The organism is Shewanella cyperi, assembly GCF_017354985.1.
GTDB classification, from domain to species: Bacteria; Pseudomonadota; Gammaproteobacteria; order Enterobacterales; family Shewanellaceae; genus Shewanella; species Shewanella cyperi.
Genome location: NZ_CP071501.1, coordinates 2701830 through 2716906, shown reverse-complemented (window position 1 = coordinate 2716906; position 15077 = coordinate 2701830). Strand labels below are relative to the sequence as shown.

General features: G+C 50.7%; 14 protein-coding genes. All 14 read left to right on the top strand.

Annotated features, from left to right (window positions below; translation table 11 throughout):
• The first annotated feature begins 47 nt into the window (after positions 1-47).
• Complete coding sequence (gene flgF / locus JYB84_RS11810; protein ID WP_207320268.1) at positions 48-791, top strand: flagellar basal-body rod protein FlgF; 744 nt, start codon at positions 48-50, stop codon at positions 789-791.
• A 14-nt stretch (positions 792-805) separates the two neighbouring features.
• Complete coding sequence (flgG, locus tag JYB84_RS11805; protein WP_207320267.1) at positions 806-1594, top strand: flagellar basal-body rod protein FlgG; 789 nt, start codon at positions 806-808, stop codon at positions 1592-1594.
• A 12-nt stretch (positions 1595-1606) separates the two neighbouring features.
• Complete coding sequence (flgH, locus tag JYB84_RS11800) at positions 1607-2281, top strand: flagellar basal body L-ring protein FlgH (protein ID WP_207320266.1); 675 nt, start codon at positions 1607-1609, stop codon at positions 2279-2281.
• A gap of 11 nt (positions 2282-2292) precedes the next feature.
• Complete coding sequence (locus JYB84_RS11795) at positions 2293-3384, top strand: flagellar basal body P-ring protein FlgI (RefSeq protein WP_207320265.1); 1092 nt, start codon at positions 2293-2295, stop codon at positions 3382-3384.
• A 28-nt stretch (positions 3385-3412) separates the two neighbouring features.
• Positions 3413-4528, top strand: coding sequence for a flagellar assembly peptidoglycan hydrolase FlgJ (gene flgJ / locus JYB84_RS11790; RefSeq protein ID WP_207320264.1), 1116 nt, complete (start codon positions 3413-3415; stop codon positions 4526-4528).
• 33 nt (positions 4529-4561) lie between these two features.
• Positions 4562-6478, top strand: a complete 1917-nt coding sequence (flgK, locus tag JYB84_RS11785; protein WP_207320263.1) for a flagellar hook-associated protein FlgK — start codon at positions 4562-4564, stop codon at positions 6476-6478.
• A 12-nt stretch (positions 6479-6490) separates the two neighbouring features.
• Positions 6491-7696: a flagellar hook-associated protein FlgL gene (gene flgL / locus JYB84_RS11780; RefSeq protein ID WP_207320262.1), complete on the top strand. Its 1206-nt coding sequence runs from the start codon at positions 6491-6493 to the stop codon at positions 7694-7696.
• A 92-nt stretch (positions 7697-7788) separates the two neighbouring features.
• Positions 7789-8607: a flagellin N-terminal helical domain-containing protein gene (locus tag JYB84_RS11775; RefSeq protein WP_207320261.1), complete on the top strand. Its 819-nt coding sequence runs from the start codon at positions 7789-7791 to the stop codon at positions 8605-8607.
• A gap of 321 nt (positions 8608-8928) precedes the next feature.
• Complete coding sequence (locus tag JYB84_RS11770; RefSeq protein WP_207320260.1) at positions 8929-9744, top strand: flagellin N-terminal helical domain-containing protein; 816 nt, start codon at positions 8929-8931, stop codon at positions 9742-9744.
• 286 nt (positions 9745-10030) lie between these two features.
• A complete protein-coding gene (locus tag JYB84_RS11765; RefSeq protein WP_207320259.1) occupies positions 10031-10846 on the top strand; it encodes a flagellin N-terminal helical domain-containing protein in 816 nt (271 codons plus the stop codon).
• 297 nt (positions 10847-11143) lie between these two features.
• Positions 11144-11959, top strand: a complete 816-nt coding sequence (locus JYB84_RS11760; RefSeq protein ID WP_207320258.1) for a flagellin N-terminal helical domain-containing protein — start codon at positions 11144-11146, stop codon at positions 11957-11959.
• Between the two features lie 328 nt (positions 11960-12287).
• Complete coding sequence (locus tag JYB84_RS11755; protein WP_207320257.1) at positions 12288-13103, top strand: flagellin N-terminal helical domain-containing protein; 816 nt, start codon at positions 12288-12290, stop codon at positions 13101-13103.
• A 159-nt stretch (positions 13104-13262) separates the two neighbouring features.
• The gene (locus JYB84_RS11750) at positions 13263-13658 is read left to right on the top strand and encodes a flagellar protein FlaG (protein WP_407695999.1); all 396 of its coding nucleotides are present in this window, start codon (positions 13263-13265) and stop codon (positions 13656-13658) included.
• Between the two features lie 36 nt (positions 13659-13694).
• On the top strand, positions 13695-15056 hold the full coding sequence (gene fliD, locus JYB84_RS11745) for a flagellar filament capping protein FliD (protein WP_207320256.1): 1362 nt from the start codon (positions 13695-13697) through the stop codon (positions 15054-15056).
• Positions 15057-15077: the final 21 nt, after the last annotated feature.

Below are 15077 nucleotides of genomic sequence, written 5' to 3'. Positions count from 1 at the left end.
AACTTTTGCTTTTCTTTAGCTATGCAAAAAGTTTGACGGAGCAGCCGGTGGATAAACTTCTCTACATAGCCATGAGTGGTGCCAAGCAGAACATGAATGCGCTGGCATTGCGGGCCAACAATCTGGCCAACGCCAATACCGATGGCTTCAAGGCCGATCTGGAGCAATCCAGGGCCATGCAGGCCTTTGGTGAAGGTTTGCCGACACGGGTGTTTTCGATGACCGAAAGTCCCCAGGCCAATTTCAGTGCCGGCCCCCTCAAAACCACGGGTCGGGATCTGGACGTGGCGGTGAAGGGGGATGGCTGGATTGCGGTGCAGGCGGAGGATGGCAGCGAGGCCTATACCCGCTCCGGTAGCCTGAGTTTTGACGCCAACGGTCAGCTGCACAACGCCTCCGGTAACCCCATCATGGGTGACACGGGTCCCATAGTGTTGCCTCTGCCCATAGACAAGGTGGAGATAGCCCAAGATGGCACCATCACTGTCCGTCCCCAGGGGGCAACCGCCGAAGTCATTGAAGAGGTGGGCCGCATCAAGTTGGTCAACCCCGGCAACGGCCAATTAATGCGTGGCGCCGATGGTCTGTTCCGTCTGGTTTCGGGTAACAGTGCCGCGGCGGCGCCCGAGGTGACTCTGGAAAGTCGCGCCGTTGAAGGCAGCAACGTCAACGCAGTACACGAAATGGTATCTCTGATTGATATTCAACGTCAGTTTGAGATGCAGGTAAAAATGATGAAGACCGCGGAAGAGAACGACAAGGCCTCCGCGGCCCTGATGCGCATTAGCTAACAGGAGATTGGATTATGCATCCTGCGTTATGGATCAGTAAAACTGGCTTAGATGCCCAGCAAACCGATATCGCCGTGATATCCAACAACGTGGCTAACGCCAGTACCGTTGGTTACAAGAAGAGCCGTGCCGTTTTTGAGGACCTGCTCTATCAAACGGTTAACCAGGCCGGTGGTATCAGTGCCTCCAACAACAAGCTGCCCAACGGTTTGAACATAGGTGCCGGTACCAAGGTGGTATCGACCCAGAAAATGTTTACCCAGGGCAATATGCTGACCACGGACAACTCGCTGGACCTGATGATTGAAGGCCCGGGGTTTTTCGAGGTGCAAATGCCCGACGGCACCACGGCCTATACCCGTAACGGTCAGTTCACCCTGGACGATACCGGACAGATAGTGACCTCGGGTTCAGGTTATGTGCTGCAACCGGCCATCACCATCCCGGATGATGCCATCAGCATTACCGTGTCCCAGGAGGGCGAGGTGTCGGTGAAGACACCGGGCACCGCCGAAAACCAAGTGGTGGGTCAGCTGACCATGTCTGATTTTATCAACCCCTCGGGCCTCGACCCCATGGGCCAGAACCTGTACCTGGAAACCGGCGCCAGCGGTACCCCCATTCAGGGGACTGCATCTCTGGATGGCATGGGCGCCATTCGCCAGGGGGCACTGGAAACCTCCAACGTCAACGTGACCGAGGAACTGGTGAATCTGATCGAAAGCCAGCGGATTTATGAGATGAACTCAAAAGTGATTTCCGCCGTGGATCAAATGTTGGCCTACGTGAACCAGAACCTCTGAGGAGTCTGCATCATGGTTAAGTACCTGATTTTGGCTGCTGCCGTGCTGCTTGCCGGTTGTGCCAGCACAGACCAGAAACCAATACCGGACGATCCTTTCTATGCGCCCGTGTATCCGGAACCGCCGCTGACCCAGCTGGAGCCGACCGGGTCAATCTACCAGGATGCCCAGGCTGCCAGCCTGTATTCAGACATTCGTGCCCACAGGGTGGGCGACATCATCACTGTGGTGTTGACCGAATCGACCCAGGCCAAGAAAAGCGCAAACAATGAGATTAAAAAGAGTTCGGACATTTCGGTGAACCCGCTGTACGCCGGCGGCAAAAACGCCACCATCAACGGTATTCCATTGGATTTTGGTGCCAGTGACAGTGCCGACACCAGCCGTGAAGCGGGCGCTGATCAAAGCAACAGCCTCAAGGGCAATATCTCCGCCAACGTGATGCAGGTGCTCAATAACGGCAACCTGGTGATCCGCGGCGAGAAGTGGATCACCATCAACAACGGTGACGAGTTTATCCGGGTGACCGGCATAGTCAGGGCCCAGGATATTCGCCCGGACAACACCATTGATTCCACTCGCGTGGCCAATGCCCGCATCCAGTACAGTGGCACAGGGGCTTTTGCCGATTCCCAGAAAGTGGGCTGGCTCAGCCGCTTCTTCCTCAGTGACTGGTGGCCCTTCTAAGGAGAATCACTATGAAATTCAAGATGATTATGGCCACAGCCCTGTTGGTGTTATCACCTTTGTCACAGGCCGAGCGCATCAAGGACATAGCCAATGTCCAAGGGGTCCGCAGTAACCAGCTGATAGGTTATGGTTTGGTGGTGGGTTTGCCCGGAACGGGGGAGAAGACCAGCTACACAGAGCAGACCTTCAAGACCATGCTGAAAAACTTCGGCGTGAACCTGCCGGACAATGTGAAGCCCAAGATTAAAAACGTCGCCGTGGTCGCTGTGCACGCCGATATGCCCCCTTTTATCAAACCCGGCCAAACCTTGGATGTAACAGTGTCCAGCCTGGGGGAAGCCAAGAGTCTGCGCGGTGGCACCTTGCTGCAAACCTTCCTCAAGGGGGTAGACGGTAATGTGTACGCCATCGCCCAGGGCAGTTTGGTGGTTAGCGGCTTCAGCGCCGAGGGCCTTGACGGCTCCAAGGTGATCCAGAATACCCCCACGGTCGGTCGTATACCCAACGGAGCCCTGGTGGAACGCAGCGTGGTCAGCCCCTTTGCCACAGGTGATTACCTGACATTTAACCTGCGCAGCGCCGATTTCTCCACCGCCAAACGTCTGGCGGATGCAATCAATGATCTGCTGGGGCCCGATATGGCCCGCGCCCTCGATGGTTCCTCGGTACAGGTCAGTGCACCCCGGGATCCATCCCAGCGGGTGTCGTTTCTGGCGACCCTGGAAAACATCGAAGTGGAGCCTGCCGATGAGTCGGCCAAGGTAATAGTCAACTCCCGCACCGGCACCATAGTGGTGGGGCAGAATGTCAAACTATTGCCGGCGGCGGTAACCCATGGCGGGCTGACAGTGACCATTGCCGAGTCTGCCCAGGTGTCCCAACCCAATGCTCTGGCCGGCGGCGATACCGTGGTGACCGCCCAGAGCACCATAGATGCTGCCGAGTCCAATAACCGCATGTTTATGTTTGACCCTGGCACCACTCTGGATGAACTGGTGCGGGCGGTGAATCTGGTGGGGGCCGCGCCTTCGGATGTGCTGGCGATACTCGAAGCGTTAAAGATGGCAGGCGCTTTGCATGGTGAGCTTATCGTTATCTGATTTTTGGCACTGAGGCTGGCAGACGATTATGGAAAAGCTTGCAAACGCATCTCACTTTCTGGACCTGGGGGGCTTGGACTCCCTGCGCGCCAGCGCCCAGAAAGATGAGAAGGCCGCCCTGAAAGAGGTGGCCAAGCAATTTGAGGGCATCTTTGTACAGATGCTGCTCAAAAGCATGCGTGATGCCAATGCCGTATTCGAGTCTGACAATCCGATGAACAGCCAGTACACCAAGTTCTACGAGCAGATGCGTGATCAGCAGCTGTCGGTGGACTTGTCGAACAAGGGCATGTTGGGACTGGCCGATCTTATGGTGCAGCAATTGTCACCCAAAGACAGCCCCATTACCCCGGCGTCCATGGCGGCGGCCAAGGGAAGAACCGATGTCGTCGATGGAACTCCTGCAGCTGAAAGGCCGCTGCACAGCGACGCCCCCAATCTTAATGCGCCTGTTCGTCAGGCCCACAATGCCAATCCGCCTGTGCCTTTCACTGCGCTGGAATCGCTTCCCGATGAGGGCGTGTTGATGGGGCAGGCCCCACGTCTGGACAGCCCCTTTGAGCGGGTCTTGACCGGTAAGGTCACCGCCACCGAGCAACTGCAGGTTGAGCGTGAGATTGCCCGCGACATTGATCGTGACAATGTGCAGTTTGGTGAACGCAGTGAGTTTGTCAGCGTGCTTTATCCCCATGCGCAAAAAGCGGCCAAGGCCCTGGGAACCACCCCGGAAGTGCTGCTGGCACAATCGGCGCTGGAAACCGGCTGGGGGCAGAAAATGGCCCGCCGCGGTGATGGCTCCGGCAGCAACAACCTGTTCAATATCAAGGCGGGCAACCGTTGGCAGGGTGAGCGCACCAGTGTCAATACCCTGGAATTCGAACAGGGCGTGGCGGTAAGACAAAAAGCAGATTTCCGGGTCTACGACACCCTGGAGCAAAGTTTCAGCGACTTCGTCGCCTTTATTCAGGGCGGCGATCGTTATCAGGGCGCCCGGCAGCAGGCTGCACGGCCCCAGGAGTTTATCCAGGCGCTGCAAAACGCCGGTTATGCCACCGATCCCCAGTATGCCGATAAGGTCATGCGGGTGATGCAATCGGTCACCGCCGAACTCAAGGCCCTGGCCATAGGGGGCCGCAATGAATAACCACACCAGAGTCAACGCCGGGAGTAAGCCAGCATGACAATCGATCTTCTGAATATTGCCCGTACCGGTGTGATGGCATCCCAGTCACAGCTGGGGGTCACAGGCAACAACATAGCCAACGTCAATACCGAGGGCTATCACAGGCAGGTGGTGAATCAAACTACCTATGAATCACAGCGGCTGGGTAACAGTTTCTATGGCACAGGTGCCTACGTGGCCAGCGTCAAACGGGTTTATAACGAATATGCCGCCCGTGAATTGCGTCTGGGGGTGACAGCCCAGGCTGAGGCTCAAACCAGTTACAACAAGATGAGTGAGCTCGATCAGCTATTTTCCCAGGTTGGCCAGGCCATCCCCACCAGCCTGAACGACCTTTTTGCCGGCATTAACAACCTGGCGGATTTGCCCGCTGATTTGGGGATCCGCGGCTCAGTGTTGACCTCGGCCTCTCAAATGGCGGCCTCGGTCAACCAGATGCAGGCGCAACTGCACGGGCAGATGACCCAAACCAATGATCAGATTGAGGCCATCACCGACAGGATCAATGAGATCAGCAAGGAGCTGGCAAACATCAATCAGGAGTTGATGAAAACCGGCGGCGCCGATAACCAGTTGCTGGACAAGCAGGATGCACTGATCAACGAACTGAGCGAGTTCGCCCAGGTTAATGTGATCCCGCTGGATACCGGTGCCAAGAGCATCATGCTGGGCGGGGCCGTAATGTTGGTATCGGGCGAAGTGGCCATGACCATGGGCACCAGTGTCGGCGATCCTTATCCAGACGAACTCAAGCTCAGCGCCACCTCGGGATTCCAGTCTCTGAACGTCAATCCGTCACGCCTGGGCGGTCAGCTTGGTGCGCTCTATGATTTTCGGGACAACAACCTGATCCCCGCCCGCAATGAATTGGGCCAGCTGGCACTTGGCATCGCCGATGCTTTCAACACGGCCCAGGCCCAAGGCTTCGATATGAGCGGCAATGTGGGCCAGGATCTGTTTTTGGACATCAATGATCCGCTGATGTCCAACGGCAGGGTGGGGGAGTTCTCTACCAACGCCGGCAGTGCCAATTTGCGCGTCAATATCGATGATGTGCAGGCGCTGACCGGTGGCGCTTACGAGTTGACCTTCAGCGCGCCGGGAACCTATGAGCTGAAGGATTTGGACAGTGGCAACATCACGCCTCTGACCTTGAGTGGCACTGTGCTGTCCGGTGGTGCGGGTTTCAGTATCCATTTGGATTCGGGTGCCTTTGCCGATGGTGACAGGTTTGAAATCCGTCCCACAGCCGGTGCCGCTGCCGGGCTGCAGGTGGTGATGACAGATCCCAAGGGCATCGCCGCCGCGGCGCCCAAGATTACCGCTGCCAGCGGCAACTCGGGCAACACCCAAGTGCAGATCACTGCTATTACCGATCGCAGTGCCGCCAATTTTCCGGGATATGGCAGCGAGTTGACCTTCAGCATCAATACCGCTGCCAATACCTATGATGTTACCGCGGCCGATGGCACGGCGCTGGCGACCGGTGTGTCTTATACGCCCCCGTCCATCAGCGCCTTTGGCTTCACCATGGATGTGAGCTCCACTGCCGCAGCGACTGACAGTTTCACCCTGGATCTCAGCTTTGCCCCCGGTGACAACACCAACGCCATCGCCATGGCCAAGCTCAGTGACAGCAAATTGATGAACGGTGGCAAGTCTACCCTGGTGGACGTGTTCGAAAATACCAAGCAGGACGTGGGTTCCCATACCAAGGCTGCCGAGGTCAGGGTCGGTTCGGCCGATGCCATCTATCAGCAGGCATTCAGCCGGATGGAGAGCGAGTCAGGCGTCAACCTGGATGAAGAGGCGGCCAATTTGCTGCGCTTCCAGCAGTCCTATCAAGCCTCGGCGCGGATCATGCAAACCGCCCAGCAAATTTTTGACACCCTGTTCAGCTCGGTTCGTTAGGAGTAAATGGTCATGCGAATTTCTACAGCTCAGATGTTTTCCCAGACCACGACCAGCATTTTGCAAAAGCAGACTGCGGCGGCCAAGAGCCTTGATCAACTTTCCAGCGGCAAAAAGATCAGCTCCTCGGGAGAGGATCCCGTGGCGGCGCTGGCGATTGACAATTTAACTCAACAGCAAGCTCTGACAGACCAGTTTATGAGAAATATTGACTATGCAACCAATCACTTGAATATGGCGGAAAGCCAACTCGGTAATGCGGGTAATTTGGTGACATCTATGCGTGAACAAGTGCTGAGGGCTGTGAATGGCACCCTGGCGTCCGGAGAGCGGCAAATGATTGCCGATGAATTGCAAGGTTCCCTGGAGGAATTGTTAAAGGTGGCCAATACCCAGGATGAATCCGGTAATTACTTGTTTGCCGGCTTCCAGGTTGAAAGCCAGCCATTTGCTTTTGATGCCGCAGGTGCAATGGTTTACCAAGGTGATGATGGTATCCGCCAGGCAATTGTTGCCAGCAATGTTGGTTTGGGAATTAATATTCCTGGAGATATGGCCTTCATGAAGGGCCCAAATGGTTTAGGTGATTATGGTGTCAATTATTTGGCTTCTCAGGCCGGGGACTTCAGGGTGTTATCGGCTGCCGTTACAAACAGTACCACCCATGTGCCAGATATTTATACCTTTAATTTCATTGATAATGGTGCTGGAGGGGTCAATCTGGAAGTGCGTGACTCAAGTAGTGCATTAGTGGCAAACGTCAATAACTTCAATGCCAGTGTACCTGTGGCTTTCAATGGTATTGAGGTGCAGCTGGATGGAAAGCCATTGGCAGGCGATAGCTTCAGTATGTCTCCCCAGTCCGAAATCAGTATTTTCGATACAGTTACGCAGGCCATTAGCTTGATCAATGACGACACATTGATCAATTCCCCCGCAGGCAAAGCTCAATTGGCACAGTTATTGAATAACTTTGATAGCGGTCTGGAACAGCTGGCATCAGCCAGAGCAATAGCAGGTAACAATCTCAAAAGTCTTGAGAATTATACCGGAAGGCATGAGGAAGAGCAGGTTGTTAACAGTTCGGCCTTATCAATATTGCAGGATCTGGACTATGCGTCTGCGATCTCGGAATTTGAAAAGCAGCAGCTTGCATTGAACGCGGTTTCAAACGTATTTGGCAAAGTGAGCTCGACATCCCTGTTTGACTATATCTGACACTGGATGAAGGCTTAATATAAGCACCTGATTAATAAATGTTTAGCCAAGCTCCAAGCCTTGGCGGTAACACCTGAGAAGAGGAACTAAAAATGGCTATTACAGTTAATACCAACGTTACTGCAATGAAGGCGCAAAAAAACCTGAACAATTCAGGTAGCGCCCTCGCAACTTCAATGGAACGCTTGTCTTCCGGTATGCGCATCAATAGTGCCAAGGATGACGCAGCTGGTCTGGCAATCTCTAACCGTCTTAACAGCCAAGTACGAGGCCTGGAAGTGGGCATGAGAAATGCCAACGACGGTATTTCGGTTGCACAGGTTGCTGAGGGGGCAATGCAGGAACAGACCAACATGCTGCAGCGTATGCGTGATTTGGCTGTGCAATCGGTTAACGGTGCTAACTCAACTTCAGATCGTGAAGCGTTGCAGGCTGAAGTTGATCAACTTGTGCAGGAAATAGGCGCCATATCCAACTCAACGGCCTTTGGTAATACTAAATTGCTGAGTGGCGGTTTTACCGGCAGAAACTTTCAGGTAGGTCATCAGGGTGGAGAGAACATATCCATCTCTATCTCTGCAACTGATGCTACTACTCTTGGGGTAGATGCTTTGGCATTATCAACGGATGCTACTGCTTCGAGTGCTATAGTTGCCATTGATGCAGCCTTGTCGAGTATTGATTCCCAACGTGCACGTTTGGGGGCAATCCAAAACCGCATGGCTCACAATATCAGTAACAGTGCTAATACCCAAGCCAACGTAGCAGATGCTAAGAGCCGTATTGTTGATGTGGACTTTGCTAAGGAAACATCTCAAATGACTAAGAATCAAGTATTGCAACAAACTGGTTCTGCCATGTTAGCCCAGGCAAATCAATTGCCTCAGGTTGCACTTTCACTGCTAGGCTAAGCCTTAGAGGAATTGGCCGTTTCAGGTGTTTGCCTGTGCTCTGTTGGGCCAGGCAACCTGAGCCTGTTGTAGAATACTCTGTTCAAACAGGATAGTTAGATGCAAACCGGCTTCTGGGTAAAGCTATGAGACTGGCGTGTTATGCTAGGTTAACTTAAGTTACTAAATATAAAATGAAAAATGTCACTTTAAAAAGGTGTTGGCTAAAGTGTCAAAAAATTGCTCAAGTATTTTGAGATTTTGCCGTTAATAGATACGTGAACAGTACAGCTCCTGACATCCAATACCCTAGTTAGGTCAGGTTTTAAGAGGAAATCTAAAATGGCGATTACAGTAAATACAAACGTGACCTCCATGAAGGCGCAAAAAAACCTGAATAGTTCCGGTAATGCACTGGCAACCTCAATGGAGCGACTGTCTAGTGGTATGCGTATCAACAGCGCCAAAGATGACGCTGCCGGTTTGGCTATCTCCAACCGATTGAATAGCCAAGTTCGCGGTCTTGAGGTTGGTATGCGTAACGCCAACGACGCTATCTCTGTAGCCCAAATCGCTGAAGGTGCAATGCAAGAGCAAACCAACATGTTGCAGCGTATGCGAGATTTGGCTGCACAGTCTGTTAACGGTGCCAACTCAAGCTCAGACAGGGATGCGTTGCAGGCGGAAATCGATCAATTGGCGCTGGAAATTAATGCCATTTCCAACACTACAGCCTTCGGCAACACTAAACTACTTAGCGGTGGTTTCACTGGAAAGAGCTTTCAAGTGGGGCATCAGGGCGGTGAAAATGTATCCATTAGTATTTCGGCTACCGATGCAACCACTTTGAGTGTGCAGAGTTTGGATGTAACGGCCGACTCTACCGCATCGACAGCCATCGGCCTTATTGATACCGCTATCAAGAATATAGACTCCCAACGTGCGAAACTGGGCGCAACTCAAAATCGCCTCAGCCATAACATTAGTAATAGCGCTAATACACAAGCAAACGTTGCTGATGCCAAGAGCCGTATAGTGGATGTGGACTTTGCGAAAGAAACGTCCCAAATGACCAAACATCAAGTGCTCCAACAAACCGGCTCGGCCATGTTAGCCCAAGCGAATCAGTTGCCACAAGTGGCCTTGTCCTTGCTCTAACAATAAACATTGAATGTATAAACGGCGTTCTGATATGGACGCCGTTTTTTATTTCTCCTTTTGTATCAACTTGCTCAGAATTCAGAAATGCCGTAGCTCTTTGGAGGGTGGAATAGTCTTGACGCTCCAGCTGGACTCCGAGCCATTGTCAATGTAACGCTGAGCACACTAAGTAAAAATATTGCTGAAATGGCTAAAGATATTTCATTTAAGGCCGTAAACCTGTGTGAGCAGGTTTTATTCACCTGAGTCCCATAGAGTAGTAAGGTCCTAAGAGGATGTAACCATGGCAATAACAGTCAATACCAACGTGACCTCCATGAAGGCACAAAAGAACCTTAATAGCTCAGGAAGCGCTTTGGCGACATCCATGGAGCGTTTGTCCAGTGGTATGAGGATTAATAGCGCTAAAGATGATGCTGCCGGCTTGGCAATCTCCAACCGCCTTAACAGCCAGGTTCGAGGATTGGAAGTCGGCATGCGTAATGCCAATGATGCAATCTCAGTTGCCCAAATTGCCGAAGGGGCCATGCAAGAACAGACTAACATGCTGCAACGTATGCGCGATCTGTCTGTTCAGGCCGTGAACGGTGCGAACTCAACTTCGGATCGTGATGCTCTGCAGGCGGAAATTGATCAGTTGGCGTTAGAAATTACAGCTATTGCCACCACCACTGCCTTCGGCAATACCAAACTGCTGGATAGCAGTTTTAATGCCAAAAGTTTTCAGGTAGGTCATCAGGGGGGGGAAACCGTATCTGTAACCATTTCAGGTACAGATGCATCTTCACTGACTGTAAATGCATTAGCTCTGTCAACAGATTCGGCTGCGGCAAGTTCCATTGATAAGATTGATGCTGCTCTTAATAGTATTGATACCCAAAGAGCAAAATTGGGTGCGGTGCAAAACCGCTTGGCACACAACATCAGCAATAGTGCTAATACTCAGGCCAACGTGGCGGATGCCAAGAGCCGTATTGTTGATGTGGATTTTGCCAAAGAAACTTCTGCAATGACCAAGCATCAGGTCTTACAACAAACAGGTTCGGCCATGTTGGCACAGGCCAATCAGTTGCCTCAAGTCGCATTGTCCTTACTATAACTAGCTCGAATAAAAAGGCACCTAGGGGTGCCTTTTTAATGAGCGATAGTCTTTGATTTATTCCTTTGTGTGAGAAGAGTTAACAGCCGGCTTGGAAAAGCAGCTGGTTCCGCCTTCTTATTTAATTCATTAAAATCAGCGGCTTGACTTGTTTGGTGCTAACTATGTATGAATAAAGTAATTCTGCAAAAAGTGCTAAAGTTCTGATTAGTCGCGCCGCTATAGAGATGTAGAAAATTTTCGGCCTGGTTCATCTGCATCAGCCGAAGTAATCAGGCAAGCAAGAGGACTTTAATTATGGCGATAACAGTCAACACCAATGTGACTTCAATGAAGGCACAAAAGAACCTTAATGCGTCGGGTAGCGCACTGGCGACATCTATGGAGCGTTTGTCCAGTGGTATGAGAATTAACAGCGCTAAAGATGATGCTGCGGGCTTGGCGATCTCCAATCGTCTTAACAGCCAGGTTCGGGGCCTGGAAGTGGGCATGCGTAATGCCAACGATGCCATCTCCGTAGCACAGATTGCAGAAGGCGCCATGCAGGAGCAGACAAACATGCTGCAACGCATGCGAGATTTGTCTGTGCAAGCTGTTAACGGCGCAAACTCTACCTCAGATCGTGATGCTCTGCAGGCTGAAATTGATCAACTGGCGCTGGAAATCACCGCGATCTCAAACACTACTGCTTTTGGCAATACCAAATTGCTTAGTGGTGGATTCTCTGGTAAAAGCTTCCAGGTTGGGCATCAGGGCGGTGAAAATGTTTCAATTACAATAACAGGAACAGATGCTACAACTTTGGCAGTGGACGCTTTAGCTGTGTCAACTGATACGCTGGCAGGTTCCGCCATCGATAAGATTGATGCCGCACTTAAAACGATAGATACCCAACGTGCTTCCCTGGGCGCAGTGCAGAATCGTTTGGCGCACAACATCAGCAACAGTGCCAATACTCAGGCCAACGTGGCGGATGCAAAAAGTCGTATTGTGGATGTCGATTTTGCCAAGGAAACTTCGGCCATGACTAAGCACCAAGTATTGCAACAGACAGGTTCTGCCATGTTGGCGCAGGCCAATCAGTTGCCTCAGGTAGCGCTGTCATTACTGTAATGATGTAACTATGTAAGATGGTTAGAAGGCGGCACTAAAGTGCCGTCTTTTTTATTGCCGTCTTTAACAATTGGACTTAGCGTTGGGTTCGATTGTTCATAGGAGAGCATCATTTTGCTGGGTATCCTCCGAAGAATTAGGGTAACGGAACGCAATATTTAACTGATATTTAAAGATATTATCATCGCACTAATTCTGATTAAAAAATCTTCAATAAATCACTAAAGAAATCCAACACGCAGCCGTTATAGAGAGTGAACAAGATATTCGGCCTGACACACTCAGGCAATTAGTCGGGTAACCGTCAGGTAGTTAGAGGAAATTTATTATGGCCATTACAGTCAACACCAACGTAACCTCTTTGAAGGCACAGAAGAATTTGAACGCATCAGGAAGTGCATTGGCGACCTCAATGGAGCGTTTGTCCAGCGGCATGAGGATTAACAGTGCCAAGGATGACGCCGCCGGATTGGCAATTTCAAACCGCTTGAACAGCCAGGTTCGCGGATTGGAAGTAGGTATGCGTAATGCTAATGATGCAATCTCCGTGGCGCAAATTGCCGAAGGTGCGATGCAGGAACAGACCAACATGCTGCAACGCATGCGTGATCTTTCGGTGCAAGCTGTAAACGGCGCAAACTCTACCTCTGATCGTGATGCCCTGCAGGCTGAAATCGACCAGCTGGCTCTGGAGATTACCGCAATTTCCTCCACTACAGCATTCGGCAATACAAAATTGCTGGACAGCAGCTTCAATGCAAAGAGCTTCCAAGTTGGCCATCAGGGAGGCGAGACTGTATCTGTGACCATTTCTGCCACAGACGCAACTAACCTGGGGGTTGGCGCTCTGTTGGTATCTTCTGATACAGCGGCTTCTACTTCAATTGTTGCAATTGATGCAGCCCTCAAGAGCATTGATACCCAACGCGCCAAGCTCGGCGCTATTCAAAATCGTCTCTCACACAACATCAGCAACAGCGCCAATACACAGGCCAACGTAGCAGATGCCAAGAGTCGTATCGTTGATGTGGACTTTGCAAAAGAAACATCAGCAATGACCAAGCATCAGGTGTTGCAACAAACTGGGTCCGCGATGTTGGCTCAGGCAAACCAGTTACCGCAAGTTGCATTGTCGCTGCTGTAACCAAGGGACTTTGATACATCAGTGAATACAAAGGGAGGTTCGGTAACGAAGCTCCCTTTGATGCATTAAGCAAAGCTCTGGTAATCAAGATTAAATAGGGGTAAACATTAGGATTGTTTACTTCGGGTGATCGAACATAGGGGCTCCTGGAGGTGAAATATGGAAATGGATATCAGTAGTGTCAATTCATTTATACCTGCAACTGCTAAAATAGAGACAGGTAAAGTGGTTACGGTGCCTGGCGATAGCAATAGTCAAACTCTTCGATCAGAGAAGAGTGGGTCTGATGAAAAAGTTGCCCCTGAAAAGGTCTCTGAGCAGACAGCAATTGAATCTGACCAGCTTGAAAAAGTGGCATCAGATTTGAATGATATGATGTCTGTGATGCATAAAGGGCTTTCGTTTAAAGTTGATGAAAAGTCTGGTCAGCATGTAGTCAGTGTGATGGACATCGAATCAGGCGATCTGATCCGGCAAATCCCAACTGAAGAAGCGTTGGAATTGGCGGAGAAATTGTCTGTAGTAGCAGGCCTGTTAATGAAAACAGAAGCCTAAGGTAGTATGTGAAAACGGTTCTAGTCAGAGGTTGATATGGCATTAACAGCAACGGGTATCGGATCTGGTTTGGATATTAGTAATATTGTCCAAGTGTTGGTCGATTCGGAAAAGGTGCCGAAGGAGGCCATATTCAATAAGACGGAACAGACGATCAATGCCAAAGTATCAGCGATGGGCACTCTCAAAAGTGAGTTGTCCAAGTTTCAAGATGCCTTGAAGAAACTCATGTCTGGTGATGAGCTTAATCAACGTAAGATCAGCGCTAGTGACAGTACATATTTGTCTGCAGTCGCTGATAAGACTGCTCAGAAAGCCAGTTACGACATTAAGGTTGAATCCTTGGCCAGGCAACACAAGGTGGCAGGTGTTAACATTGCCGATCCAAACGCAGTTGTTGGAGATGGAAGTTTGGCGTTCACAGTGAATGGCGCCAATTTTAGCGTAGCTCTTGATGGTACAGAATCACTCTATCAAATTGCCAGCAAAATCAATGACGATGCCAATAATGTCGGAGTTACAGCATCCGTTGTCACAAGTGATGCCGGCAGTCGTTTGGTTTTCAGTTCTGATAAGTCTGGAACTGACAATCAGATTAGTGTGGTTGCAACGGATACATCTGGAACCGGATTGAATGATATGTTCGGTGTTGGCAACTTGTCTGAACTGCAGGCTGCGGACAATGCCATAATTTACATAGATGGGCAAAAAGTAACGTCGCAAAGTAATGAAATCAAAAGTGCCATAACTGGGGTAACCTTGAATTTGGCGGCTGCAGATGTCAACAAAGTAACGACCCTCAAGATTGAGCAGGACAATGACGCGGTTAAAACAAATGTGCAAGGGTTTGTTGACGCTTATAACACTTTGATCGGAGCGATTGACAAAGTATCTTCATACGATGCGGATAAGAAGACTGCAGCAGCCTTGCAGGGGGACTCTCTGATACGCTCTTTAGAGTCACAATTGCGTAATATGGCCAGTGAGCGGGTTACTGTAGGCGGTAAAGAAGTGGCGTTGTACGATATAGGTATTGAATCCGACCGCTATGGTAAATTGTCAGTTAATAGTTCAAAGCTGGATGCAGCCATTGATGGTGATATGGCAAAGATAGAGGGCTTGTTTAGCACTCCAACTACGGGGTTGGCCAATCGCTTTAATGAATTGGCCAAGTCCTATGTTAAGTCTGGAGGTGTGATTGACAGCCGCAACAATGCATATACAAATGATAAAAAAAGACTGTCAGATCAACGAGAAGCTTTCACATTGAAGATGGACCAATTGCGTGCCAGACTTCTAAAGCAATTCAATGCAATGGATTTGATTGTGGCTGGTTTAAACCAACAAAGTGCTGGATTATCAGACAGGCTGAATTCACTACCCGGGGTTGTCGGGTAGTGCAGACCTCTAAGGAGATAT

What these genes read in the sequence shown, in the direction of transcription:
- flgG (WP_207320267.1), top strand. Translation starts at nt 806, where the DNA reads ATGCATCCTGCGTTATGGATCAGTAAAACTGGCTTAGATGCCCAGCAA.
- flgH (WP_207320266.1), top strand. Translation starts at nt 1,607, where the DNA reads ATGGTTAAGTACCTGATTTTGGCTGCTGCCGTGCTGCTTGCCGGTTGT.
- JYB84_RS11795 (WP_207320265.1), top strand. Translation starts at nt 2,293, where the DNA reads ATGAAATTCAAGATGATTATGGCCACAGCCCTGTTGGTGTTATCACCT.
- flgJ (WP_207320264.1), top strand. Translation starts at nt 3,413, where the DNA reads ATGGAAAAGCTTGCAAACGCATCTCACTTTCTGGACCTGGGGGGCTTG.
- flgK (WP_207320263.1), top strand. Translation starts at nt 4,562, where the DNA reads ATGACAATCGATCTTCTGAATATTGCCCGTACCGGTGTGATGGCATCC.
- flgL (WP_207320262.1), top strand. Translation starts at nt 6,491, where the DNA reads ATGCGAATTTCTACAGCTCAGATGTTTTCCCAGACCACGACCAGCATT.
- JYB84_RS11775 (WP_207320261.1), top strand. Translation starts at nt 7,789, where the DNA reads ATGGCTATTACAGTTAATACCAACGTTACTGCAATGAAGGCGCAAAAA.
- JYB84_RS11770 (WP_207320260.1), top strand. Translation starts at nt 8,929, where the DNA reads ATGGCGATTACAGTAAATACAAACGTGACCTCCATGAAGGCGCAAAAA.
- JYB84_RS11765 (WP_207320259.1), top strand. Translation starts at nt 10,031, where the DNA reads ATGGCAATAACAGTCAATACCAACGTGACCTCCATGAAGGCACAAAAG.
- JYB84_RS11760 (WP_207320258.1), top strand. Translation starts at nt 11,144, where the DNA reads ATGGCGATAACAGTCAACACCAATGTGACTTCAATGAAGGCACAAAAG.
- JYB84_RS11755 (WP_207320257.1), top strand. Translation starts at nt 12,288, where the DNA reads ATGGCCATTACAGTCAACACCAACGTAACCTCTTTGAAGGCACAGAAG.
- JYB84_RS11750 (WP_407695999.1), top strand. Translation starts at nt 13,263, where the DNA reads ATGGAAATGGATATCAGTAGTGTCAATTCATTTATACCTGCAACTGCT.
- fliD (WP_207320256.1), top strand. Translation starts at nt 13,695, where the DNA reads ATGGCATTAACAGCAACGGGTATCGGATCTGGTTTGGATATTAGTAAT.